The sequence below is a fragment of the Klebsiella sp. GG_Kp173 genome, from assembly GCF_040062415.1.
Taxonomy (GTDB): Bacteria; Pseudomonadota; Gammaproteobacteria; order Enterobacterales; family Enterobacteriaceae; genus Klebsiella; species Klebsiella quasipneumoniae.
This window is the reverse complement of record NZ_JBEAFZ010000089.1, coordinates 192,841-217,329: the sequence shown is the minus strand read 5'-3', so window position 1 is coordinate 217,329 and position 24,489 is coordinate 192,841. Positions and strand designations below refer to the sequence as shown.

At 59.4% G+C, this 24,489-nt stretch carries 24 protein-coding genes and 2 pseudogenes; 11 read left to right on the top strand and 15 right to left on the bottom strand.

All coding sequences use genetic code 11. The features are described from left to right. The first annotated feature begins 166 nt into the window (after window positions 1-166). On the top strand, window positions 167-1,114 hold the full coding sequence (gene prs / locus ABLU50_RS25690) for a ribose-phosphate diphosphokinase (RefSeq protein WP_002910407.1): 948 nt from the start codon (window positions 167-169) through the stop codon (window positions 1,112-1,114). A 250-nt stretch (window positions 1,115-1,364) separates the two neighbouring features. Continuing rightward, window positions 1,365-3,044 carry a C4-dicarboxylic acid transporter DauA gene (gene dauA, locus ABLU50_RS25685; protein ID WP_004203219.1) on the top strand — a complete coding sequence of 560 codons (1,680 nt, stop codon included), beginning with the start codon at window positions 1,365-1,367 and terminating at the stop codon, window positions 3,042-3,044. Here dauA and ABLU50_RS25680 read toward each other — a convergent pair whose 3' ends face one another. Beyond that, entirely contained in the window at window positions 3,045-4,091 is a 1,047-nt protein-coding gene (locus tag ABLU50_RS25680) for a MerR family transcriptional regulator (RefSeq protein WP_087832196.1), read from the bottom strand. It abuts the gene before it with no gap. Window positions 4,092-4,312: 221 nt separating this feature from the next. After that, window positions 4,313-4,588, bottom strand: coding sequence for a stress-induced protein YchH (gene ychH, locus ABLU50_RS25675; protein ID WP_002910437.1), 276 nt, complete (start codon window positions 4,586-4,588; stop codon window positions 4,313-4,315). A gap of 272 nt (window positions 4,589-4,860) precedes the next feature. On the opposite strand from ychH, the gene pth reads away from it, so the two are divergent. Further along, the gene (pth, locus tag ABLU50_RS25670) at window positions 4,861-5,445 is read left to right on the top strand and encodes an aminoacyl-tRNA hydrolase (protein ID WP_060656035.1); all 585 of its coding nucleotides are present in this window, start codon (window positions 4,861-4,863) and stop codon (window positions 5,443-5,445) included. Between the two features lie 117 nt (window positions 5,446-5,562). Continuing rightward, a complete protein-coding gene (ychF, locus tag ABLU50_RS25665; protein ID WP_004203224.1) occupies window positions 5,563-6,654 on the top strand; it encodes a redox-regulated ATPase YchF in 1,092 nt (363 codons plus the stop codon). Window positions 6,655-6,740: 86 nt separating this feature from the next. Here the strand turns inward: ychF and ABLU50_RS25660 are convergent, their stop codons facing one another. From ABLU50_RS25660 to ABLU50_RS25650, 3 genes and pseudogenes are all read right to left on the bottom strand, one after another. Further along, window positions 6,741-7,070, bottom strand: a complete 330-nt coding sequence (locus ABLU50_RS25660; RefSeq protein WP_087832195.1) for a DUF1869 domain-containing protein — start codon at window positions 7,068-7,070, stop codon at window positions 6,741-6,743. An 83-nt stretch (window positions 7,071-7,153) separates the two neighbouring features. Beyond that, complete coding sequence (locus tag ABLU50_RS25655; RefSeq protein ID WP_017899852.1) at window positions 7,154-8,068, bottom strand: sugar ABC transporter substrate-binding protein; 915 nt, start codon at window positions 8,066-8,068, stop codon at window positions 7,154-7,156. 131 nt (window positions 8,069-8,199) lie between these two features. Then, a pseudogene (locus ABLU50_RS25650) lies at window positions 8,200-8,559 on the bottom strand (VasL domain-containing protein); the annotation flags it as partial. A 300-nt stretch (window positions 8,560-8,859) separates the two neighbouring features. On the opposite strand from ABLU50_RS25650, the gene ABLU50_RS25645 reads away from it, so the two are divergent. Together ABLU50_RS25645 and ABLU50_RS25640 are read left to right on the top strand one after the other, a co-directional pair. Then, complete coding sequence (locus tag ABLU50_RS25645) at window positions 8,860-9,189, top strand: gamma-glutamylcyclotransferase family protein (RefSeq protein WP_004203231.1); 330 nt, start codon at window positions 8,860-8,862, stop codon at window positions 9,187-9,189. A 115-nt stretch (window positions 9,190-9,304) separates the two neighbouring features. Beyond that, a complete protein-coding gene (locus ABLU50_RS25640) occupies window positions 9,305-9,844 on the top strand; it encodes a DUF2058 domain-containing protein (RefSeq protein WP_017899854.1) in 540 nt (179 codons plus the stop codon). Between the two features lie 24 nt (window positions 9,845-9,868). Here ABLU50_RS25640 and ABLU50_RS25635 read toward each other — a convergent pair whose 3' ends face one another. Then, window positions 9,869-10,567: an RluA family pseudouridine synthase gene (locus ABLU50_RS25635; RefSeq protein WP_087832193.1), complete on the bottom strand. Its 699-nt coding sequence runs from the start codon at window positions 10,565-10,567 to the stop codon at window positions 9,869-9,871. Window positions 10,568-10,758: 191 nt separating this feature from the next. Between ABLU50_RS25635 and ABLU50_RS25630 the strand changes: the two genes are divergently transcribed. Both ABLU50_RS25630 and ABLU50_RS25625 read left to right on the top strand, forming a co-directional pair. Next, window positions 10,759-11,241: a cold shock domain-containing protein gene (locus ABLU50_RS25630; protein ID WP_004203243.1), complete on the top strand. Its 483-nt coding sequence runs from the start codon at window positions 10,759-10,761 to the stop codon at window positions 11,239-11,241. A gap of 114 nt (window positions 11,242-11,355) precedes the next feature. Next, window positions 11,356-12,255 carry a LysR family transcriptional regulator gene (locus ABLU50_RS25625; RefSeq protein ID WP_017899856.1) on the top strand — a complete coding sequence of 300 codons (900 nt, stop codon included), beginning with the start codon at window positions 11,356-11,358 and terminating at the stop codon, window positions 12,253-12,255. Here the strand turns inward: ABLU50_RS25625 and ABLU50_RS25620 are convergent. The 3 genes from ABLU50_RS25620 to ABLU50_RS25610 form a co-directional block, all read right to left on the bottom strand. Continuing rightward, window positions 12,230-13,039, bottom strand: a complete 810-nt coding sequence (locus ABLU50_RS25620; RefSeq protein WP_176391512.1) for a substrate-binding domain-containing protein — start codon at window positions 13,037-13,039, stop codon at window positions 12,230-12,232. The genes ABLU50_RS25625 and ABLU50_RS25620 overlap by 26 nt on opposite strands. Before the next feature lie 11 nt (window positions 13,040-13,050). Continuing rightward, window positions 13,051-14,346 (bottom strand): MFS transporter, encoded by a 1,296-nt coding sequence (locus ABLU50_RS25615; RefSeq protein ID WP_023318579.1) that lies wholly within the window; start codon window positions 14,344-14,346, stop codon window positions 13,051-13,053. Between the two features lie 326 nt (window positions 14,347-14,672). Beyond that, the gene (locus ABLU50_RS25610; RefSeq protein WP_087832218.1) at window positions 14,673-15,605 is read right to left on the bottom strand and encodes a LysR family transcriptional regulator; all 933 of its coding nucleotides are present in this window, start codon (window positions 15,603-15,605) and stop codon (window positions 14,673-14,675) included. A gap of 99 nt (window positions 15,606-15,704) precedes the next feature. On the opposite strand from ABLU50_RS25610, the gene ABLU50_RS25605 reads away from it, so the two are divergent. Beyond that, window positions 15,705-16,181: a GNAT family N-acetyltransferase gene (locus ABLU50_RS25605; RefSeq protein ID WP_032456282.1), complete on the top strand. Its 477-nt coding sequence runs from the start codon at window positions 15,705-15,707 to the stop codon at window positions 16,179-16,181. A 49-nt stretch (window positions 16,182-16,230) separates the two neighbouring features. Here the strand turns inward: ABLU50_RS25605 and pckA are convergent, their stop codons facing one another. After that, window positions 16,231-17,874, bottom strand: a complete 1,644-nt coding sequence (gene pckA, locus ABLU50_RS25600) for a phosphoenolpyruvate carboxykinase (ATP) (protein ID WP_004203251.1) — start codon at window positions 17,872-17,874, stop codon at window positions 16,231-16,233. Window positions 17,875-18,157: 283 nt separating this feature from the next. Here pckA and ABLU50_RS25595 point away from each other — a divergent pair, with 283 nt between their 5' ends. Beyond that, a complete protein-coding gene (locus ABLU50_RS25595; protein ID WP_004203253.1) occupies window positions 18,158-19,051 on the top strand; it encodes a LysR substrate-binding domain-containing protein in 894 nt (297 codons plus the stop codon). On the opposite strand, the gene ABLU50_RS25590 is transcribed toward ABLU50_RS25595, so the two are convergent. From ABLU50_RS25590 to ABLU50_RS25570, 5 genes and pseudogenes are all read right to left on the bottom strand, one after another. Beyond that, window positions 19,048-19,776, bottom strand: coding sequence for an ABC transporter ATP-binding protein (locus ABLU50_RS25590; RefSeq protein WP_087832191.1), 729 nt, complete (start codon window positions 19,774-19,776; stop codon window positions 19,048-19,050). The genes ABLU50_RS25595 and ABLU50_RS25590 overlap by 4 nt on opposite strands. Then, window positions 19,773-20,648: an ATP-binding cassette domain-containing protein gene (locus tag ABLU50_RS25585; protein WP_087832190.1), complete on the bottom strand. Its 876-nt coding sequence runs from the start codon at window positions 20,646-20,648 to the stop codon at window positions 19,773-19,775. The genes ABLU50_RS25590 and ABLU50_RS25585 overlap by 4 nt, the downstream gene beginning before the upstream one ends. Continuing rightward, window positions 20,645-21,931: a high-affinity branched-chain amino acid ABC transporter permease LivM gene (gene livM / locus ABLU50_RS25580; RefSeq protein ID WP_004203256.1), complete on the bottom strand. Its 1,287-nt coding sequence runs from the start codon at window positions 21,929-21,931 to the stop codon at window positions 20,645-20,647. Before livM ends, ABLU50_RS25585 begins: the two co-directional genes overlap by 4 nt. Before the next feature lie 9 nt (window positions 21,932-21,940). Further along, a pseudogene (locus tag ABLU50_RS25575) lies at window positions 21,941-22,855 on the bottom strand (branched-chain amino acid ABC transporter permease LivH). A 109-nt stretch (window positions 22,856-22,964) separates the two neighbouring features. Beyond that, a complete protein-coding gene (locus tag ABLU50_RS25570; protein ID WP_025999207.1) occupies window positions 22,965-24,023 on the bottom strand; it encodes a branched-chain amino acid ABC transporter substrate-binding protein in 1,059 nt (352 codons plus the stop codon). Window positions 24,024-24,312: 289 nt separating this feature from the next. Here ABLU50_RS25570 and ABLU50_RS25565 point away from each other — a divergent pair, with 289 nt between their 5' ends. Then, window positions 24,313-24,459, top strand: coding sequence for a hypothetical protein (locus ABLU50_RS25565; RefSeq protein ID WP_032425919.1), 147 nt, complete (start codon window positions 24,313-24,315; stop codon window positions 24,457-24,459). Window positions 24,460-24,489 lie beyond the last annotated feature (30 nt).

The window sequence follows — 24,489 nt, the reverse complement described above, 5'->3', positions numbered from 1 at the left end:
CGCAACGATCATGAGTCAGCCGGGGAAATTGAGTTACGGTGACAACGTCACCCTGTTCCAGACGTTGCATCGTGCTCTTTAAATACACCGACTGGATCGAATGGCGCCAGCCCGCACATTATTGGCCCATTCATCCACCACTGGACGCATGCCTGAGGTTCTTCTCGTGCCTGATATGAAGCTTTTTGCTGGTAACGCCACCCCGGAACTAGCACAACGTATTGCCAACCGCCTGTACACTTCTCTTGGCGACGCCGCTGTAGGTCGTTTTAGCGACGGCGAAGTCAGCGTACAAATCAATGAAAACGTACGCGGTGGTGATATTTTCATCATCCAGTCCACTTGTGCTCCCACCAATGACAACCTGATGGAACTGGTTGTTATGGTTGATGCTCTGCGTCGTGCTTCGGCAGGTCGTATCACCGCCGTTATCCCTTACTTCGGTTATGCTCGTCAGGACCGTCGTGTTCGTTCTGCTCGTGTGCCAATCACCGCGAAAGTGGTGGCGGATTTCCTGTCCAGCGTCGGCGTTGACCGCGTGCTGACCGTTGACCTGCACGCAGAACAGATCCAGGGCTTCTTCGATGTGCCAGTTGATAACGTGTTCGGCAGCCCAATCCTGCTGGAAGATATGCTGCAGCTGAACCTGGACAACCCGATCGTGGTTTCTCCAGACATCGGCGGCGTAGTTCGTGCTCGCGCTATCGCTAAACTGCTGAACGATACCGATATGGCCATCATCGACAAGCGTCGTCCGCGCGCCAACGTCTCCCAGGTGATGCATATCATCGGCGACGTCGCTGGTCGTGACTGCGTGATGGTCGACGATATGATCGACACCGGCGGCACCCTGTGTAAAGCGGCAGAAGCGCTGAAAGAGCGCGGCGCGAAACGCGTATTCGCTTACGCGACGCACCCAATCTTCTCCGGCAACGCAATCCAGAACATCAAAAACTCTGTGATCGATGAATTTGTCGTCTGCGATACCATTCCGCTGGCACCAGAAATTAAAGCGCTGGATAAAGTGCGTACTCTGACGCTCTCCGGTATGCTGGCTGAAGCTATTCGCCGTATCAGCAATGAAGAATCAATCTCTGCTATGTTCGAACATTAATCGAGCCGAGCACAAAAACCCGCTGCGGCGGGTTTTTTTGTCTCTGCATTTTTAATTCTTCCACAACATCATTCGGCATGCATCAAGGCGGCAAGTGAATGAATCCCCGGGAGCGTACAGGCAGTACGTGACCGGGGTAAATGAACGCAGCCAACACAGAGGCATCCCGAAGGATGACGTGGAAATGATCAATGCCTCCTTCACCTGCCATTTAGTTGACAGATGATGCGCTCATGGATGAAACATTATTGTGAACAGATTATTTTCCTCACATGTGATGCCTTTCCGCGCCCTCATCGACGCTTGTTGGAAAGAACAGTACACCACCGCCCGCTTCACGCGTGACCTGATCGCCGGGATCACCGTCGGGATCATTGCGATTCCGCTGGCGATGGCGCTGGCGATTGGCAGCGGTGTGCCGCCGCAGTACGGCCTCTATACCTCAGCGGTGGCAGGGATTGTGATCGCCTTAACCGGCGGGTCGCGCTTTAGCGTTTCCGGCCCGACCGCCGCCTTTGTGGTGATCCTCTATCCGGTTTCCCAGCAGTTCGGCCTGGCGGGGCTGCTGGTGGCGACGCTGATGTCGGGGATCTTTTTAATCCTTTTCGGCCTGGCGCGCTTTGGCCGCCTGATCGAATATATCCCGCTGTCGGTCACCCTCGGCTTCACATCCGGGATCGGTATCACTATCGGTACCATGCAGATTAAGGATTTTCTCGGCCTGCAGATGCCCCATGTGCCGGAGCATTATCTGCAGAAAGTGGCCGCGCTGGCGATGGCCCTGCCGACCATTAACGTCGGGGACGCCGCCATCGGCGTCGTCACCCTCGGCACCCTGATCTTCTGGCCGCGGCTGGGTATCCGCCTGCCGGGCCACCTCCCCGCGCTGCTGGCCGGCTGCGCGGTGATGCTGGTAGTCAACTTGCTCGGCGGCGATGTGGCGACGATCGGCTCGCAGTTTCACTATCAGCTGGCGGACGGCACTCAGGGCAACGGCATTCCGCAGCTGCTGCCGCAGCTGGTGCTGCCCTGGGATATGCCGGGCTCCAGCTTTACCCTGAGCTGGGCTTCGCTGCAGGCGCTGCTGCCTGCCGCCTTCTCCATGGCGATGCTCGGCGCGATTGAATCTCTGCTGTGCGCGGTGGTGCTCGACGGTATGACCGGTACCAAGCATAAAGCCAACAGCGAGCTGATTGGCCAGGGGCTGGGCAACATCGTTGCGCCGTTCTTCGGCGGGATCACCGCCACCGCAGCGATTGCCCGCTCGGCGGCGAACGTGCGCGCCGGCGCCACATCGCCGGTTGCCGCCGTGATCCACGCCCTGCTGGTGATCATGGCGCTGCTGATCCTCGCCCCGCTGCTCTCCTGGCTGCCGCTGTCGGCGATGGCCGCCCTGCTACTGATGGTGGCATGGAACATGAGTGAGGCGCATAAAGTCATCAATCTGCTGCGCCACGCGCCGAAGGACGACATCGTGGTGATGCTGATGTGCATGTCGCTGACGGTGCTGTTTGATATGGTGATCGCCATCAGCGTCGGGATCGTGCTGGCTTCGCTGTTGTTTATGCGCCGTATCGCGCGCATGACGCATCTGGCGCCGGTCAACGTCGAAGTGCCAGACGATGTGCTGGTGCTGAGGGTGATCGGTCCGCTATTCTTTGCCGCCGCCGAAGGTTTATTCAACGATCTGGAGACCCGGATCGCCGGCAAGCGCATCGTGGTGCTGAAGTGGGACGCGGTGCCGGTTCTCGACGCCGGCGGTCTGGATGCCTTCCAGCGCTTTGTGAACAAGCTGCCGGAAGGCTGTGAATTGCGCGTATCTAACCTCGAGTTTCAGCCGCTACGCACGTTAGCGCGCGCCGGCGTCAAGCCGCTGCCAGGCCGCCTGAGCTTCTACCCCGATCGTCAGGCCGCGCTGGCTGACCTGTGATCACCCGGCGGCAGGCCCCTGCGCCTGCCGCATCAACGCCCCCGTCGCCTGTTGTAGCCAGCTCAGCACCGCCGGCGTCATCCAGGTGCCCTTAATCAAATGCGGCTCCTGCTCCATTGCCCGACGAAACTTCTGCAACGTCTGCGGCCGGGTACCGGCGTAGGACTGAAACAGCTCAAGCCACGCCCGGGCCAGCGCCTGACCCGACGCTGAATCCGGCGCTATGCCCTCCCGGCACGCCTGATGCAGCTTCGCCACCAGCGCAGGCCACTCTTGTAGCCGGTCGAAATAGTGCCGGCGGGTGAACGCCATCTCCTCGTCGTCGAGATACCGCGCCCAGATGGCCAGTTTGCTTTCGGCAAAGGCCTCGGTGATAAAGGCGATGATGGCCGGGGTGACGCCGGTCTGTTCAACCATTTGCGGCTCGGCGGCATGCATCGCGTTCAGGCGGGTCAGAAACTCCGGGCGCCCTGCTGTATCCTGCTCCAGGCGCTCCATCCAGCGCGTCGCCAGACTCATCGCCTGCGGACTGTCCGTCGGGCAGCCGCTCGCCATCAGCGTCTGCACCTCCTCCGTTAGCTCGTGCCACGCCTGGGCGCGCTGTTCATCCTGTGCCGCAAACGGCAGCGCGGCTAACTCCTGTTGACTAAACCAACGATCGTACATTTTCATTAACTCCAGCGTCTGTAGCCAGGACTCCAGATCGGGTTCATTGCCGCTCGCCAGCGCCTCGCGCAGCGCCAACAGCCGGTCGCGCAGCCTGGCGACATCACGCAGTTGGTCATTCAGCGTCTCTATCTGCTGCGTCAGCAGCTCAGGCAGCGACAGCGTTTGCCGATCGAGATAGTCCTTGATGGTGGCGAGCGTCAGCCCGGTCTGCGCCAGCGCCTTTATCATATGCAGGCGCTGAACCGCTGACAGGTTATAGAGCCGATAGCCCGCCTCGCTTCTGGCCGAAGGCGTTAACAGCCCCGTCTGTTCATAATGATGCAGCGTACGCACCGTCAGTCCGGCGCGCTTCGCCAGCTCTCCCACCTGAATTAACATGACTGCTCCTCTCTGTGGCCAGGTCCGCTACTCTGCTGCCTGACGTAACGTCAGGGTCAAGCATAAAACGCGCTTAATATTCACTTTTGGCGGCAACCATAGCATCACGAAGCTCAGGTCGGAATGGGGGTCGTCATATGGCGGGAAAAAGAAGAAGCGATAACGAGAGACAGAGAAAACGCATCGGCCGCGGAAGGCCGATGCGGAAAATGCGGTTGCGGTTAGCTGTGACGATGCTGGTTACGACGGCAGCGTTTATCGTAGTGGCGCACCCACCAGTAGCGGTCGCTGACCTGCTCGTGGCCGCCAATACGGGCTCCGGCCAGCCAGAGCACAGCACCGACGAAGATGCTTAAGATAGCGCCATGCGCAAAGAATTGTGGCAGGTTAAGCTGCGGAAGCTGGTTCAGAATGGAGTAACCCACCCCCACAACCATCACCACCAACCCTAACCCCATGAGTACGTTACCGAGTAACGAAGCGTTTTTGCGTTTCATGTGTCACCTCCGGACTTTGGGTTGCCAGGGAATGTCCCCAAATCTTATAGGTGTAGTATAGACAAGGTCTCTTCTGCGGAGTGCGCCCACGATCACATTAGTGAACAGCGAATAGACAAAAATTTACAAATAAGTCTATGAACCATATCAAATTCTAATGATTTAGTGAGTAAATCATCAACACTGGTATTGTCTTATAGCCAGAATTTTGTCAAGCGCGCCCGCAGACAGTACACTACGCGGCAGAGAATGCCCCATGCAGGATAGAAAACGTGACCATTAAACTGATTGTCGGCCTGGCCAACCCCGGTGCGGAATATGCCGCCACCCGGCACAACGCTGGCGCCTGGTATGTGGATTTACTGGCGGATCGCCATCGCGCGCCGCTGCGCGAAGAGAGCAAATTCTTCGGCTACACCTCGCGCATCAACCTGGCGGGCGAGGATGTTCGCCTGCTGGTGCCCACCACCTTTATGAACCTTAGCGGTAAAGCCGTGTCCGCGATGGCAACCTTTTATCGCATCAACCCGGACGAAATTCTGGTTGCCCATGATGAGCTGGATTTGCCGCCGGGCGTGGCGAAATTTAAGCTTGGCGGCGGCCATGGCGGCCACAACGGCCTGAAGGACATCATCAGCAAGCTCGGCAATAACCCGAACTTTCACCGCTTACGCGTCGGGATCGGCCATCCGGGCGATAAAAACAAGGTTGTCGGCTTTGTGCTCGGCAAACCGCCGGCCAGCGAGCAGAAACTGATTGATGATGCCGTCGACGAAGCGGCGCGCTGTACGGAAATCTGGTTAAAGGATGGTCTCACCAAAGCGACCAACCGTTTACACGCCTTTAAGGCGCAATAAGCCGTTGTCGTGCGGCATTTTTGCCGCGCACCGTGTATAATAGGCAAAGCTATTCAATTTTCTGCAATCTGTTCCTTGTAACAGATTGATTATCCAAAGATTAAGGTGATTTAAATCATGGGATTCAAATGCGGTATCGTCGGTTTGCCCAACGTCGGCAAATCCACCCTGTTCAATGCGCTCACCAAAGCGGGTATTGAAGCGGCCAACTTCCCCTTCTGTACCATTGAGCCGAACACCGGTGTCGTACCGATGCCCGATCCGCGTCTGGACAAGCTGGCTGAAATCGTCAAACCGCAGCGTATCCTGCCGACCACCATGGAGTTCGTTGATATCGCGGGCCTGGTTAAAGGCGCGTCCAAAGGCGAAGGTCTCGGCAACCAGTTTCTGACCAACATCCGCGAAACCGAAGCTATCGGTCACGTGGTTCGCTGCTTCGAAAACGACAATATCATTCACGTCGCGGGGAAAGTGAACCCGGCGGAAGATATCGACGTTATCAACACCGAACTGGCGCTGTCTGACCTTGATACCTGCGAACGCGCGATTCACCGCGTCTCCAAAAAAGCCAAAGGCGGCGATAAAGACGCGAAAGTTGAGCTGGCCGCGCTGGAGAAATGCCTGCCGCAGCTGGAAAACGCCGGTATGCTGCGCGCGCTGGATCTGACCAAAGAAGAGAAAGACGCCATCCGCTATCTGAGCTTCCTGACCCTGAAGCCGACCATGTACATCGCGAACGTCAATGAAGACGGTTTCGAGAACAACCCGTACCTCGATCAGGTTCGCGCCATCGCCGAGCAGGAAGGGTCTGTGGTGGTGCCGGTGTGCGCCGCGGTTGAAGCGGACATCGCCGAGCTGGACGATGAAGAACGTGACGAGTTTATGGCTGAGCTGGGCCTCGAAGAGCCGGGTCTGAACCGCGTGATCCGCGCTGGTTACGCCCTGCTGAACCTGCAGACCTACTTCACCGCTGGGGTGAAAGAAGTGCGCGCATGGACCATCCCGGTAGGGGCGACCGCGCCGCAGGCAGCCGGTAAGATCCACACCGACTTCGAGAAAGGCTTTATCCGCGCGCAGACCATCGCTTATGAAGACTTTATCGCCTACAAAGGCGAACAGGGCGCGAAAGAAGCCGGTAAAATGCGCGCTGAAGGTAAAGACTACATCGTCAAAGATGGCGATGTGATGAACTTCCTGTTCAACGTCTGATCCCGCTGGCTGGCGTTTCTGCCGCCATCGAGTAATAAAAAATCCACGCTCCGGCGTGGATTTTTTTTCGTGCGCCAGGCGGCGCGCTACTCCACGATATGGGTCTCTTCTGCCGCTTCGTAGCCATCAACGATCTGCACAATCTTTTTTAACTCGTCCTCAATAAAAGCCGGGGTGGCGCTTTCCCCTGAGGCCGGGTGATGAAGCTCCACCGAGATGCCGCTGGAAGCATTGGTCAGCGACAGGCTAATCTCCTGCGGATCCGCCGCAGACGAGGGTCGCCCGATATGCTGCGCGATGGTCGCCGCCGCCGCGCGTGTATCGACTTCCGCGAGATGCCCCCACCTCATTTCAACATGCCCCTGCTGCCCTGCCTTTATCACTTGCAGCGTATAACCGCTTTTTGCCATTGCCATGTCTTATCCTCCGGTTTCATTGCCCGGGCGACACATTCTCAGCCCGGTTTTATCAGCAAAGTTCGAACACTTCCGCCTTGCCGTTAATGACTCTTTTCCACATAGGTCTGCATATTTTCTTTGGTCACTAACTCAAACGGGATCCAGACATGGGACTCGACTTTTTCTCCTTTAATCAGCTTCAGCGCCACCGCTAAGGCCGTTTTGCCCTGACCAACGGCATCCTGGAAGACTGTTACCTGGATCTTATCGCTGGCCAACGCTTTTAGCCCATCCGGCGTGGCGTCGATCCCGCCGATCAGCAACTTCTTCTGGCTCTTCTCCAGCGCCATCGCCGCGCCAATCGCCATCTCATCGTTGTTCGCCGCCACAATATCAATCTCTTCCCCGTTACCTGCCCAGTTCTGCATCAGATCCATTCCCTCGCTGCGGGAATAGTTGGCCGGCTGTTTCTGCACCACTTTCATCGCCGGGTATTTGGCCACCACCTGCTCTACGTCTTTGGTGCGCTGCAGCGCGCCGGCATCGGTGAGATTGCCGATCATGATGGCGACGTTGCCTTTGTAGTTTGCCAGCTTCGCCAGCGCTTCCATCTGTAATGTACCGGACTCCCGCTCGTCCGATCCGACAAACACCACGCCAGGCGGTAACGTTTTATCCCCCGGCGTCCGGTTCACATACACCAGCGGCATTCTGGCCTGCTGCGCCATCTTCGTCAGCTGCGGGGTGCTGGCGGAGTCCACGGGGTCCACGATGATGGCGTCCACGCCGGAGGCGATGAAGCTCTGCACCTGATCGGCCTGGCGTCCGGTGTCGCCGCGGGCGTCTTCGAACTGCACATCGACGTGACGGGCTTGAGCTTCTTTCTCAATGGACTGACGGATAATGGTGAGAAAGTTTTGATCGAAGTAAGCCATCGAGACGCCGATCTTCTCCGCTAACGCCGAAGCGGAACTGGCCAGAAGGCCTACTAACAGGATGATTTTACAGTGCTTCATAGCATGCCCTCAGAGGTCGAAATAAAATTTTCAATATAAACACAAACGGTATATTTAAATCATTTTCAGACTACGAAGGGCGTTCGGTTCTTGCAATCATGATGTAAAGAAAATGTTGCCATGCGCACATTTTATTTCACCGCCTCACTCATCAAGGCCTCACCGGTTTCGGGGAGCGCAGCGGGCGGCGAGGCCGGCTGATTTCGCTTCAGCAGGGCATACTCCACGATCGGCTGTTGCAAATGCAGTTCGGCGAGGCTGCCGCGGGCGGCAGACCAGGGTTGACCCACGGGGAGCGCGGCCAGCTCGCGCAATTGCTCTTCCAGCGGAACGGCGCGGTTAAGCGACTGCATGATGGCAAACACCGCCGTTTTCAGTTCGCTCACCGTCAGGTGCTTCCCCTTCTGCTCGTCGAGGGCATTGAGCTGACCGGCGAGCCGTTGCAGCTGCCGCATGCCCTCCGCCCAGCCGGTGAGGTGTTCCGCGGGCAAGCTGCTCGGCATACGGCCAGTTAATATTCGGCCGCGCCGGGTGGTTGAGCTTGTTCATTTCTGAACGCAGCGCAATAAAGTCGGCCAGGGTGCGCGGGTCGCCATTGGTTTAATAGCGGAGGTCTGTATGTGTAGTCATCATGATGTCTGTCAGCGCGAGAATTAGCGGGCGGAGCGAGCGTCAAGGTACTGCTGGCGGTTGAGGTGGCGGATCAACACCCGGCCATTGCCAGGCGCTACATTACCCCGTATTTTGGGTTTCCGCTGTGGGCGGGTGAAGTCACGATCGCGAGAGGAACAATGAAACCGTTATTTGTCTATGGGACGCTCTGTCCCGGTCGCAGCAATGCGCATATTCTGGAGACGATCGGGGGCGAGTGGCGTCCGGGCTACGTCACTGGCACCTTTTACGCGCGCGGCTGGGGCGCTGCCGCTGATTTTCCGGGGATCGTCCTTGACGCCAACGGCCCGCGGGTCAACGGCTATCTGTTTCTGTCCGACCGGCTGGCGGCGCACTGGCCCATGCTGGACGAGTTTGAGGAGGGGTACGATCGGGTGTCGGTTGAGGTGACCACCGACGATGGACAGCAGGTCAGCGCCTGGATTTATCAGCTCCAGCCCCGGGAGTAATCCCCCGCCAGTCTCGCGCTACTGGCCACAGCGGCCCAGCACGTCCGCGGGTCTGGCGTCGTTTCCGCCAATGCAGGTATACTGGCCAGATGTTTCCTAAGCTTCAGATACGCAAATGACAAAACTTACCTTACAAGAGCAGATGCTCAAAGCCGGCCTGGTCAGCAGCAAAAAAATGGCCAAAGTCCAGAGAACGGCGAAAAAATCCCGCGTGCAGGCCCGTGAGGCCCGGGAAGCGGTGGAAGAGAATAAAAAAGCCCAGCTGGAGCGCGATAAACTGCTCAGCGAGCAGCAAAAGCAGGCGGTGCTGGCGAAAGAGTATAAAGCCCAGGTCAAGCAGCTGATTGAGATGAACCGCATTACGGTCGCCCGGGGCGATATCGGCTTTAACTTTACCGATAATAATCTGATCAAAAAAATCATGGTCGACAAGACCACCCAAACCCAGCTGATTAACGGCCGCCTGGCGATTGCCCGCCTGGCGGTGGATAACAAACCTGAAGGGGAATATGCGATTATTCCGGCGGTCGTGGCAGAGAAAATTGCCCAGCGCGATGCCAGCAGCATCGTGTTGCACAGCGCCCTGAGTCAGGATGAACAGGATGAAGACGATCCGTACGCCGACTTTAAGGTGCCCGACGACCTGATGTGGTGATCGCGGGCTTCCGGCGGCAGGCGATCAGAACGAGCTTGCCTGCTGGATATGCATCGGCTCGCGGCTGACGGGATGGACAAAGCGCAGCTCGCTGGCGTGCAGCATCAGCCGCGGAGCCTGTTCCGTGCCCGGCAATTCCCGGCCGCCATACAGATCGCAGCCAAGGATCGGATAGCCCAGCAGCTGACAGTGGATCCGCAGCTGATGGGTGCGCCCGGTCTCCGGGCTAAGCGCCACCCTCGTCAGCGCCAGCGCCCTCTCCCCTTCCCGCGTCTGGTACAGGCGGTCAATAACCCGGTAGCGCGAACGCGCCGGTTTGCCGTGCCGGACACTGATCGACATGCGCGGGAAACGGGCCGGGTCTTTGGCGATCGCCGCCTCCACGACCCCCTCGTCTTCCGGCAGATGGCCGCACAGCAGCGCCGTATAGACCTTACCCACCGTGCGCTGGCTGAACTGTTGGCACAGCGCAGCGTTAATCCCCTTGTTGCGGGCGACCACCATCAGACCGGAAGTGCCGAAGTCAAGGCGGTGTACCAGGGTACAGCCCGGAAAGCGCTGGACCAGTCGATGATGGACAGAGTCGAGGTTGCGCGGATCTTTGCCTGACAGGCTCAGCAGCCCGGCCGGTTTATTGATCAGCAGCAGGTGTTCATCCTGATACAAGAGGGTGATCTGGTCGCGGCACGGCGGCGCGACAAAGGTATCGATAATGGTGGACATCAGGCGGCCCGAAGAAGGAGTGGCTGGCGATAGTACCCCATTTTGTCCGCCGGTACGATGCTGGCGCACGATCCGCCCTCGCGGCGGTGTCATTTATCACCCACACTTATCGTAAAGGCATGGTCTGCGCAGGCAATGTGCTTTACACTGCGCGCTGCAAAATTTGAGTTAACCAACGAGTAAGAACGGTAATGGCGATGAACGGAACAATCACAACGTGGTTTAAAGATAAAGGTTTTGGATTTATCAAAGATGAAAACGGCGAAAACCGGTATTTTCATGTGATTAAGGTCGCCAATCCCGATCTCATCAAGAAAGACGCGGCGGTGACTTTCGAACCAACCACCAACAATAAAGGGCTGTCGGCCTACGCGGTGAAGGTCATTCCGGAGAGCAAATATATCTATATCGCCGGCGAGCGGCTGAAGCTGACCTCCATTAAGTCCTATGTGGTTTACCGGGAAGAAGAGCCGGTCGAGACCCGCGTGGATAAAGAAAACGCAGTGCTGTCGGTCGGGCTGCTGATGAACAGCATCCGGCCAAAATCCACGGTGCAGCCGGGAGAGATGCGCTCGGTGAAAAAGCTGGCGATCACCACCTTTCAGGGGACAACCCTGATCTTCTCGGAAGACGAAATCGATATCGATGCCACGGTAAAACTGCTCAAGGTTTGACGACCCGGCGTGCGGTCAGCCGCGCGCCCAGTCACCTGCCGAGCCGATTTTCGTCGCCATCGCCCCTCACCGGACGGGGCGAGGCGTCAGACAGCCGATAAGGATGCCGCCGCCATGCCCGTAAATTTTGACTTCAACGATCTCTATGCCTTTCGCGCCCTGATGGAGTATGGCAGCTTTCGGCTGGCCGCAGAATCCATTTGCCTGTCGCAGTCGGCCCTCAGCCGGCGCATCGAAAAGCTGGAGACCGCCTTGGGCAACCGGCTGTTCGAGCGCACCACCCGACGCGTGACCCTTACGCTGTATGGACAGAATTTTGCCGAACGTTCAGAGCAGCTGCTGGCCCACGTCGAGACGGTGCTGGCGGATATCAGCCAGGTCAGCAAGGCGCGCACCGGGCTGGTGACGGTGGCGACGGTACCCTCTGCCGCCTACTACTTTATGCCGGACATCATCCGCAGCTTTCAGGCGCGTTATCCCCAGGTGCGTATCCGGCTGATTGACAGCAGCGTCGGGAATGTGATCGAGGCGGTCAGCAGCGGACAGGCTGACTTTGGGCTCTGCTTTGCCAAAAACCTGCCGGCCAGCATCGAATTCACCCCGCTGGCCGACGACCGCTATGTCGCCGCCTGTCGGCATGATCATCCGCTGGCAGGCAGGACGCACCTCAGCTGGCAGGCATATTTTGAACAGGATTATATTGGCCTCGATCGGGTCTCCGGCAACCGGACGCTGCTCGACCGGGAGCTGGCGCATCTGACGCCGGCGCGGCCAAGCATTTGCGAAACCCGCCACGTCACCACGATGCTGGGGATGGTGGAAGCGGGCATCGGCATTGCCGCCGTACCCGCGATGTCAATGCCCGCTGGGGAGCATTCCGTTCTCCGCGCCGTGCCGCTCACCGACCCGGTGGTCACCCGCACGGTAGGCCTGATCCGCCTCAGCGGCCGTATTCAGTCCTACGTAGCGGCAGAGCTGGAGAAGCTGATTATTGAACAGTATCCTTCTGGCTGACCGGCGCAGCGGCGACCACGCTTCGCATACCGGTGGCGTGGATGGTCTCCTGCGCCGCTGGTGAGGCCAGATAGGTCAGCAGCGCCTTTCCTTCCTGCGGGTGGTCGGCGCTGACGGTCACCGCCCCGGCAAAGCGGGTGATGTACTGCAGGTTATCCGGCAGTTCGCCGACGAAGGTTACGCCGGGCACCGGCAGCAGTTCGCTCACCTGCTGAAAACCGATCGCATAACGTCCCTTCGCCACTTCCGAGGCCACCGGAATACGCTCCACCATCTGCGCTTTGCTCTGCATCGCCTCATCAATGCCCAGGCGGTGGAACAGCGTCGAGCTGACATAGCGTCCGCTGGCGCTGTCGGAGTACGCGACCGACGGGGCAGCCAGCAGCGCCGCCCGCAGCTGGTCTGCGCTGCGGATGGCCGGCAGCGGCGCTCCCGCTTTCACCACCACGCCGATGGGCGAGTCGGCCAGCTCCCGGCGCGAATCCGGCTGCGTTCGGCCCGCTTTCTCGAGGCTGGTCAGCGCGTCGCCGACCATAATCACCACGTCCGCGTGTTCGCCCCGCGCCAGGCGGTTAGGGATCGCCTGCGGCGTTTTCCCCATTGACGGGCCGGGGATCACCACGAGATGGTTGCCAGTTTGTTTTTCCCACGCCGGGGCCAGCTTTTCCAGCGCCGCTTTGAAGCCGCCGGAGATCATCACGGTGACCTCAGCGGACAGCGCGCTGCCGCCGGTGGCGGCCAGCAGCAGCGTGGCCAGCAGGGTTCCTGTCGTTTTACGCATCATCCTCTCCCTGATTAACGTGCCGTCTGCAGCGCGACGGCGCTGCGGCGATAGAGGTAGCAGGTGGCCAGCAGACCGCAGACGGCGGCAAAGCTCATCCAGTAGCCTGGGGAGGCTTTATCACCGGTATATTCGATCAGCGCCGTGGAGATCACCGGCGTGAAGCCGCCAAACACCGCGGTCGCCAGGCTATAGGCCAGCGAGAAGCCTGCCACGCGCACTTCGGCGGGCATAATTTCGGTCAGCGCCGGGATCATCGCCCCGTTGTACATGCCGTAGATAAACGACAGCCACAGCAGCACGCTCAGCATCATCAAAAAGCTCGGCGCGTTCGCCAGCATGGTCAGCGCAGGCCAGGCAGTAGCCAGCGCCAGCAGCGTCATGGCAATCAGCACCGGCCGGCGGCCAAAGCGGTCGGACAGCGCCCCGCCCACCGGTAGCCAGAAGAAGTTGGAAATCGCCACCAGCAGCGTGACCAGCAGGCTGTCAGAGGCGCTGAGCATCAGCACTTTTTTGCCAAAGGTCGGCGCATAGACGGTGATCAGGTAGAACGCGGTGGTGGTCATCGCCACCATCATCATCCCCGCGATGACCACCTGCCAGTTCGCCAGCAGGGTGGCGAACACCTGACGCATCGCCAGGTGATGGCGGCGGGCAGTAAACTCCTGGGTCTCCTCCAGCTTACGGCGCAGCACAAAAATGAACGGCACGATCAGGCAGCCGAAAAGGAACGGAATACGCCATCCCCAGTCGCTGATGGCGCTCTGCTCCAGCACGGCGTTGAGGGCAAAGCCCATCGCGGCCGCCACCATGATGGCGACCTGCTGGCTGCCCGACTGCCAGCTGGTGTAAAACCCTTTGCGGCCCGGGGTGGCGATCTCGGCCAGATAGACGGATACCCCGCCCAGCTCAGCGCCGGCGGAGAAGCCCTGCAGCAGACGGCCGATCAGCACCAGCAACGGCGCCCACAGGCCAATGGTCTGGTAAGAGGGGATCAGCACGATCAGGAAGGTGCCGGTGGCCATGATCGACAGGGTCACAATCAGCCCTTTGCGCCGCCCAACCTTGTCGATATAGGCGCCAAGCACGATGGCGCCGATGGGCCGCATCAGAAAGCCGGCGCCAAAGACCGCAAAGGTCATCATCAGCGAGGCGAATTCACTGCTGGCCGGAAAAAAGGTATGTGCGATGTAGGTGGCATAAAACCCGAACAGGAAAAAGTCGAACTGTTCGAGAAAGTTACCGGACGTGACGCGCAGAATGGCGCCGAGCCGATCACGGGTACTCATCAGTGAGGTTGTCGAATGCATGCAGGTCTCCAGTTTGTTATCCACGCGTTGTCGCGCGCCTGTTGCTGAAGACTGAAACAGAACCCGGTATGAAATAAGCGTAATAAACGCATCCATTGATGCAATTTACGCATAAATAACATTTAGCTAATTAACATTACTTTTATATACAATCATTTAACACTTTCTGTACCCTCAGCATCGGTGGTGGAGATGAAAATGTGAGTTTTCCGTTTTGTGACCGAGGCCAGGGTACGCGGTTGCGCCCCAGACGGTATAAGACATGCCCGGTCCGGGACGGTTAACGCGATACGCAGCGGCGACAGGTTAATAACCCGGACGTGACCTCAGGGTGCCGGCGCCGCGGCGACGTTCCCCAGCGTCTGCAGCAGGGAGATCAGCCAGCGGGTGGCCTCGCGTTTCCCGCTGCGTTTATGGGCGTAAATCTTGACGTCAAACGGCGGAACCGGAAACGGCAGCGGGAAAATGGTCAGCCGGGCGGCGCGGGCCATCGTCTCCGCCGCTCGCCGGGGCAGCGCCATCAACAGGTCGCTCTGCTCAATAATAAAGGGCGCGCTCAGCATCGAGGGGGTTTTCATCGCCACCTGCCGCGAATAGCCCTGCCGCTCCAGCTCGCAGTCCAGCACCCCCTGCCGCTCATTCCACGGGGTTACCACCAGATGACGGGCCGCAAGATAGGCGTCCAGGGTCAGCGCCGTGCGGTCAGCCTGACTGATGACCACATATTCGTCCCGCAGCCAGTTGATCTCCTCAAGATCGGGATGGGCTGGCTCGTCAGGGGTGTTGAACCCGAGAGCCAGGTCGACCTCGCCCGCCAGCAGCTCGGTCAGCGCCGGGCTATGGGGCAGATAACGAAGCTCAAACCGCAGCCCGGGCGCCTCCCGCTGCAGGCGGTGCATCAGCGTCGGAAAGACGCAGAATGCGGTGAAATCGGTGATCGCAATCTGCATGCAGTCGGTGCTGGCGCTCGGCACAAACGCCGCCGGCGGCGTCAGCTCCTGATTGAGAAATTTCAGCGCCGAAGCGATAGAGGGCGCCAGCTGGCTGGCATAGACGCTGGGACACATCCGGTGGCCTTCGCGATAGAACAGCGGGTCGTTGAGGGCGCTGCGCAGCCGGGAAAGCGCATGGCTCAGCGCCGAGGTGCTCATCGCCAGCTCTTCCGCCGCCAGGCGCACCGAGCGGGAGCGATAGACCGCGTCAAAGACCGGCAGCAGGTTGAGGTCAATCCGGCGCAGGACTGGATGCATAATATTCATCATTTGCTGATTTCATTGCACTTAATTCTTTTCACAATACCGCTTATGCTCTGGGTCAGCAATGTTGCTTTCCTTGATACCATTCAGACAGGACGACCCATGAGCATCACGATCCGCCAGGCCACCCCGGACGACGCCACCGCCATTTACGACATGATTTATGAACTCGCGGTCTACGAGAAAGCCCCCGAAGAGGTGGTGACGACGGCAGAGGAGATCAGAGAGACGCTGTTTGCCAGCAGCAGCAAAACTGAGGCGCTGATCTGCGAAGTGGCGGGCAAAGCGGTGGGCTACGCCGTGTTCTTCACCAGCTACTCCACCTGGCTTGGCCGCAATGGCATCTATATGGAAGATCTGTACGTGACCCCCGACTATCGCGGGATCGGCGCCGGAAAAGCGCTGCTGAAAACCATCGCGCAATATGCTGTACAGCGTCAGTGCGGGCGTCTGGAGTGGAGCGTGCTCGACTGGAACCAGCCGGCGATTGATTTCTATCTGAGCATTGGCGCGCTGCCGCAGGATGAGTGGGTGCGTTATCGCCTCACGGGCGATGCGCTGCGGGCCTTTGCGGAGTAAAGCGGCTCGCCAGCAGGTCGGCGCCAGGCGTCGACCTGCTGGCCGCGGATCAGGCTTCGACCGCGCTATTCTGCAGCTGCGGACCGGCCAGCGCCAGACGCGCGCCCGCTTCGGTATCGCTGTACTGCTTAAAGTTATCCATAAACAGCTGAGCCAGACTCTCCGCCTTCTCCTGCCACTTATCCGCTGAGCTCCAGCCATTACGCGGATCCAGCACCGCGCTGTCGACTCCCGGAATGCTCTGCGGGATCGCAAGATTGAATACCGGGATCGCCTCATCGCGCAGCGGGCCGGTGGTGCCGTTGAGGATTGCGCTAATGATGCTGCGGGTATCGCGCAGCGACAGGCGTTTGCCCTCGCCGTTCCAGCCGGTGTTGACCAGCCAGGCTTCCGCACCGGATTCCGCCATCTTCGCCGCCAGGACGCTGGCGTACTGGGTCGGGTGAAGCAGCAGGAACGCCGCGCCGTAGCAGGCGGAGAAGGTCGGCGTCGGCTGGGTAATGCCACGCTCGGTGCCCGCCAGCTTCGAGGTGAAGCCCGACAGGAAATGGTACTGCATCTGCTCCGTGGTCAGACGGGAGACCGGCGGCAGGACGCCAAACGCGTCAGCGGCAAGGAAAATGACCTTCGACGGATGGCCTGCGCGGGACACCGGCTTGACGATATTGTCGATATGCGACAGCGGATAGGAGACGCGGGTATTCTCGGTTTTGCTGCCGTCGGCATAATCCACGCTGCCGTCGGCGCGCACCACCACGTTTTCCAGCAGCGCATTGCGGCGGATGGCGCCATAAATCTCCGGCTCCGCCTGCGGGTCGAGATTAATGGTCTTGGCGTAGCAGCCGCCTTCGAAGTTAAACACCCCGTCATCGTCCCAGCCGTGCTCATCATCGCCAATCAGCTGACGATGCGGATCGGTGGACAGCGTGGTTTTGCCGGTACCGGAGAGGCCGAAGAACAGCGCGACGTCCCCTGCTTCGCCACGGTTGGCCGAGCAGTGCATCGACGCGATGCCTTTCTGCGGCAGCAGGTAGTTCATGACCGAGAACAGCCCTTTTTTCATTTCGCCGCCGTACCAGGTGCCGCCGATGAGCTGAATACGCTCGCTCAGGTTAAAGGCGACGAAGTTCTCGGAGTTCATGCCCTGCGCCTGCCAGTTGGCATTGGTGCAGCCGGCGCCGTTGAGCACCACGAAGTCTGGCGTAAAGCTGGCCAGCTCGTCGGCGCTCGGCACGATAAACATGTTTTTGACAAAGTGGGCCTGCCATGCCACCTCGGTGACGAAGCGTACGCCAAGGCGGGTGTCCGGGCTGGCGCCGCACCAGGCATCTATGATGTACAGTTTTTTGCCGCTCAGCTGGCCTGCGACCAGGCTTTTCAGGCTGCGCCACACGTCTGGCGATAACGGCTTATTGTCATTGCGGCCGAGGCCGGAGTCAGCCCACCATACGGTGTCGCGCGTCTGCTCGTCTCTGACGATATATTTATCGCGCGGCGAGCGGCCGGTGAAGATACCGGTATCCACTGCCACAGCGCCAGAGTCGGTCATCACGCCGCGGGCCGCGCCGGTCAGCTCAGGGGAGGTTTCATGTGCAATAAGCAAATCGTAATCAGGGTTGTAAAACAATTCGCCGCTTGCATTAATCCCCAGCTCCTGCAGAGCCATTTTTACTGATTCAATTTGTTGTGACATGGAACTCCTGAAAAACTATTTAAGGTAAGAGGCCTGGGTTATTCATTGCTTTCATCTTCGTCGCCCGCTATTGAATAAGATAATTCCGGGGCAATGAAATAAAGCAATAAATAACTGGGAGTCGCGATTTCATATCGTGCTCATGTAGGGTCGCCGATACGCATTCATAAATCTCAACTTTCCAAAAAATGTTAACACCTGTCGATAATTATGTTAATTGCATAGTTTCTATGCGCTATGCTAAAATTGCATAGCCTTTATTGCGTTTTTGAGGACTGGATCGGTGTTGGCAAATCTGGAAGTTAAATGGCTGTATGATGTGATTGCTCTCGAGGAGTCACGCAGCTTTACCCTGGCGGCCAAAGCCCGCAATATCTCCCAGTCCTCGTTCAGCCGACGCATCCAGTCGCTGGAGGCTTCCCTCGGATTCAGCATCTTCGACCGCAGCGCCAACCCCCTGCAGTTGACCAATCGCGGGAAGATTTTTGTCGGCTATGCGCGAAATATGCTCGACGATATGGATTTTCAGATCAGCCGAATTAAAGGCTTAAATAACACCACGCAAAAAATAAGAATCGATGCCGCGCCTTCGCTGTCGGTGTTATTGCTGCCGGAAATTATCGCCGGTTACACCGACCGTAAAAATAAGACTTTTCATGTTGAATCGATTAACGTCAACGACGCCGTATTTAACCTGAAAGAAGGTAAAAGCGATTTTATCCTCTCCTTCTATAATGAAGAATTAATGAACTATCCGTTTATTAATCATAAAATTTTTGATTCTTACTTGCACCTGGTCTCCCCCTGCGACGAACATGGCCGGCCGCTGTTTCATTTACATCGCGGCGTGCTGCCGCTGATGAAATACGCCAACGACAGCTATATGGGGCGCCAGGTGAACCAGGTTATCGACCGCACGCCGGAGATCACCTTCTCCCTTACCTTTGTCTCTTCCATGAGCGAGCTGCTCAAGCGCATGATCCTCAATGGCGACGGCGTGGGCTGGCTGCCGCAGTACTCTATTCAGCGCGAGCTGGACGAAGGCCGTCTGACGATCCTCGATGAGAGCCTGTCGCTGCCGATCGGCGCCTGGCTCTACCGCTCCGGCTCGCGGCTTAACCAGGCCGCCGAACGTTTCTGGCAGCACATTAAAACCCGTAACGAAGCGCAGGATTAACTCTCTCCGCCGCTGATCCCCAGATACGCCATACGCACCTCCGGGTCGTTGAGCAGCGCCTGGCCGCTACCGCTCAGGCGGATCTGGCCGTTCACCATCACATAGGCGCGGTCCGACAGGTTGAGGGCATGGCGGGCGTTCTGCTCCACCAGAAACAGCGTCATTCCCTGGGCCGTCAGCTCGCGCAGGATCTGAAATATCTGCTTCACCACCAGCGGCGCCAGACCCAGGCTCGGCTCATCCAGCAGCAGCAGGCGCGGCCGGCTCATCAGCGCCCTGGCGATGGCCAGCATCTGCTGCTCGCCGCCGGAGAGGGTCATCGCCCGCTGTCCCCGCCGCTCTTCCAGCCGGGGGAACAGCTGGTACATCCGGGCCTTGTCCTCGGCCTGATAGCGGTTGCCGATGGCAATGGTCCCCATCAGCAGATTCTCCTCGACGGTCATATCGGGAAAAATGCGCCGCCCTTCCGGAGCCTGGGCGATGCCGTTGCTGGCGATAAAGTGAGTCGATTTCCGGCTGATCGCCTCCCCGCGATAGTAAATCTCCCCGCCGGCAATGCGCGGCTGGCCGAAGACCGACATCAGCAGCGTTGATTTACCGGCGCCGTTGGCGCCAATCAGCGCCACCGTCTCCCCCTCGTTGACGGTGAGGGAGACCTGCTTCAGGGCGTGGATCGGCCCATAGAAGACATCCACCTCATCAAAGGCAAGCAGTGGCTGGCTCATCGGCGGGTCTCCTCTTCCTCAGCGCCAAGATAGGCGGCAATCACGCTGGCGTTGGCCTGGATCGCCTGCGGCGCGCCGCGGGCGATGACGTCCCCGTGGTCGAGGACGATGATATGATCCGAAATCTCCATCACCATCCCCATATCATGTTCGATCAATAGCACCGTGATGCCGTGCTGCTGACGCAGAAAGCGGATAATCCGGCTCAGCGCCTGGGTTTCCACCGGGTTGAGTCCGGCCGCCGGCTCCTCCAGACAGATCATCTCCGGGCGAGTGCACATGGCGCGGGCGATCTCCAGCCGCCGCTGCTGTCCGTAGGAAAGCGTTCCCGCCAGACGGTTGGCGCAGTCCACCATCTCCACCACCTCCAGCCAGTAAAAAGCGCGATCCAGCGCCTGACTCTCCGCCTGCCGATAGCCGCGGGTATTGAGGATCCCGGCCAGCAGATGGCGGTTAACCTGGGTATGCTGGGCCACCAGCAGGTTCTCAATCACCGACATCTCGCGGAACAGGCGAATATTCTGGAAGGTACGCGCCAGGCCGGCGCGGTTCACCAGATGGGTGCCGCCGAACATCTTGTAATAGATCCGCCGCCCCAGCTGCGCCGGGTGGAGAAAATCGTCCGGGTGAAGCTTTTGCCCCAGCACCTGAATGACATCGGTGACCTTTTCCCGCGCCCGCAGCACGATGCTCCCCCCCGTCGCCCGGTAAAAGCCGGTCAGGCAGTTAAATACCGTGGTTTTGCCCGCGCCGTTGGGGCCGATCAGGGCGGTGATCGACCCCCGCTCCACCTCCAGATTGACGTCATTCAGCGCTTTGATGCCGCCGAAATGCATCATCAGATGCTCAACGCGTAAGATGCTGTCGGTCATGGCGCGACTCCTTTTCGCCACGCAACCCCGCTGCGGCTGGTGCGCACCAGGCCGCGCGGCCGCCAGATCATCATCATCACCATCAGTACGCCAAACAGCAGCACGCGATATTCGTCAAACCCGCGCAGCAGCTCCGGGGTGACCGTCAGGACAAACGCCGCCAGCACCACCCCCAGGGTGGAGCCCATTCCCCCCAGCACCACAATCGCCAGGATCAGCGCCGACTCAAAAAAGGTGAACGACGTCGGGTTAACAAATCCCTGATAGCTGGCGAAGAACACCCCGGCGATGCCGGCGGTCGACGCGCCGAGCATAAACGCCGAAAGCTTGACCAGCACGTGGTTGAGCCCCATCGCCCGACAGGCGATCTCATCCTCGCGCAGCGCCTCCCAGGCGCGGCCGATGGGCATCCGCGTCAGGCGATGCTTCACCAGCAGCACCAGCATCACCACCAGGCACAGCACGGCGTAGAGAAAGATGAATTTCAGGTTGGGGTTGTAGCTGACGTGGAAGAACTCATGGACGGGGATGCCGCCATCCTTAGCCCGGCGGGTAAATTCGAGGCCAAACAGCGTAGGGGACGGCACCGGTACGCCGTTGGGACCGCCGGTGAAGCTCACCCAGTTGTTGAGCACCAGGCGGATAATTTCGCCAAAGCCGAGGGTGACGATGGCCAGATAGTCGCCATGCATACGCAGCACCGGAAAGCCGAGCAACGCCCCGGCGAGGGCCGCCATCACCGCCCCCAGCGGCAGCATCGCCCAGAAGCCGAGCCCGAGGTACTGGTAGCCCAGCGCCAGGCCGTAGGCGCCGATGGCGTAAAACGCCACATAGCCCAGATCGAGCAGCCCCGCGAGGCCCACCACAATATTTAACCCCAGGCCAAGCAGAACGTAGATCAGCCCAAGGATGGCCACGGTCAGCAGATATTTTGTGGCGAGAAACGGAAAGACAATGGCCAGGCCCACCAGCATCGGCATTATCCAGCGCAGCCGCGAGCGGTAGCCCGGCGGCCGGACGTACACCCCGTCATCCGCCCCCTCAAAGCGGGCAATAAAGGCTTTTCCCCTGTGGCTCTGCAGCAGCAGGCTGAGCGCCAGCCTGCCGGCCATCACCACCGCCACCAGAATCGCCACCCGCGCGGGCGCGAGGGTAAAGCCATACCCTTTGAGCACCACGCCGACGATCGGGCCAAAGACAATTAATGCGCAAAGACCGGCCAGCACGCTGTCGATCAGCGCGCTTTTGATTTCCCGCGCAGGCTGGCGCGTCAGTTCACCCATAGAGCCCCCTCAGACCTTGGCCACCAGCGGACGACCCAGCAGCCCCTGCGGGCGAAAAATCAGGATCGCCACCAGCAGCGCAAAGGAAAAAACGTCTTTGTAATCTGAATTCACCAGCCCGGCGAACTGGGCTTCGGCCACCCCAAGCAGCAGACCACCCAGCATCGCGCCAGGCAGCGAGCCAATCCCGCCCAACACCGCGGCGGTGAAGGCTTTGATACCGATAATAAATCCGATGTAGAAGTCGAAGGTGCCGTAGTTCATGGTCACCAGCACCCCGGCCAGGCCGGCCATCGCCGCGCCGATGACAAACACCAGGGAGATCACCCGGTCGGTATTGATGCCAAGGATCGCCGCCATGCGCCGGTCCTGCTGGGTGGCACGGCAGATGCGCCCCAGCCGGGTGTACTGAATAATCCAGGTCAGGATCAGCATCCCCGCCAGCGCCGCGACGAGAATAAACACCTTAGTCCAGGTGATCTGCACCACCCCATCGCCCACCGTCATCCGCAGCGCGCCGCTGAGCAGCGTCGGGATCCCCTGCTGGTTCGGCCCCTGGCTCAGCTGGACATAGTTCTGCAGGATCAGCGACATCCCGATAGCCGAGATCAGCGGCGCCAGGCGCGTCGAGTTGCGCAGCGGCCGGTAGGCGATGCGCTCGATCGCCCAACCGTACACGCCGGTGACCACGATGGTGAACACCAGGGTGGCGAAAATCAGCAGCGGAAAGGAGTGGATCCCGAAGAAAGAGAGCAGCGCCAGGCCGATGGCGCACAGGTAGGCGGAGACCATATACACCTCGCCGTGAGCGAAGTTGATCATGCCGATGATCCCCTACACCATGGTGTAGCCGATGGCGATTAAGCCGTACACCGCCCCCAGCGTCAGCCCATTGATCAATTGTTGCAGAAAAAACGCCGTCATAGCCCCTCCAGCCGCCAGGCCGACGGCCGCCGGGATGGGTACCCGGTCGACCGCCGTCATGTGACGATTCGCAAGTCAAAAGGACAGAGCGTCCTCAGGTCGTGGCCGATCAGAGCTGGTGATATTTGCCCTTGTCGTCCCACTGATAGACCACGTAGTCGGACACCTTGAGGTCACCTTTGCCATCCCAGGCTTTCTTGCCCATCACCGTCTCGACGTCGTGGTTCTTCAGCCAGTCGCTGGCTTTGGCGTTATCGGTGCCGACGGCGTTCCAGGCCGCGGCAATAGCCTGAATGGAGGCGTAGGCGTAGAGGGTATAGCCTTCTGGCTCAAAGCCGCTGGCGCGGAACTTCTCGATCACCGCTTTGCCTTCCGGGAGGGTGCGCGGGTCCTGACCAAAGGTCATCAGCACGCCGTTGGTGAACTGCGGCCCGCCGGCGGCCGTCACCAGCTCCTCGGTGACGATACAGTCGCCGGAGAAGAACTTCGCCTGCACCCCCTGCTCGCGCATCTGTCGCACCAGCGGGCCGGCCTCAGGGTGGCAGCCGCCAAAGTAGACCACGTCCGGCTTGAGGGCGCCGATCTTGGTCACCAGGGCGTTAAAGTCTTTTTCACCGCGGGAGAGGCCTTCGTACAAAACTTCTTTGGTGCCCCGCTTCGCCAGCGCTGCGCGGGTGGCATCGGCCAGCCCCTGGCCATAGGTGTCTTTATCATGGATGACGGCAATTTTCTTCGCCTTCAGCACGTCCAGCATATAGTTGGCGGCAATCGCCCCCTGCTGATCGTCGCGACCACACATGCGGAAGAGATCCTTCATGCCGCGCTCGGTGATCTGCGGGTTGGTGGAGCCGGGGGTAATGGTCAGGATCCCGGCTTCGTCATACACCTCGGAGGCCGGCATCGTTGAGGAAGAGCAAAAGTGCCCCACCACGGCGGAGACTTTCGCTTCGTCCACCAGCCGGTTAGCCACCGCTACCGCCTGTTTCGGTTCGCACGCGTCATCCCCCTGCACCAGCACAATTTTTTCGCCTTTGATGCCGCCGGCGGCATTGATATCAGCTACCGCCTGCGAGGCCCCTTTCCAGTACTGGGCGCCGTAGGTAGCGTTGGGGCCGGTGAAGGGCCCGGCGACGCCGATCTTCACGTCAGCCTGGGCGTAAAAGGCCATGCTCATACAACCTGCTATCACAACATGAAGCGTCATTGTTTTCAGTTTCAAAGACATTCGGATATTCCTCAGCGATTTAGAGCCTGGCGTCATGGAATGACGCAGAAAATATCACTTACCGTGTGGTGCCGACGCAGGCGCAGCGCCAGGACGGCCAGGGTGGAAGAAGCAAAAATCCCGCCAGGTAGAGAGGGCCCGCCGGAGAGCGGACGCCCCGGTCGGTGCGCACGCGACGGCAACCCGTGCCGCATCCGGCAAGGGCGCATTCCCTTTCAGGTCAGGAGATCGGTTGCCATCACGTGGCGAGCCGGACAACGCGGTATCCGTACCGGCCCGTGAGCTAAACATAGATGCAGTTAGCGCTCGCTGCGCGCCAGCGTGGTGCAAAAATGCGAATATGATCAACAGTGGTGATTATTTTGTTGCGGTAATGTGAAGATGATAACAGGAGAGCCCGTTAAGGGCT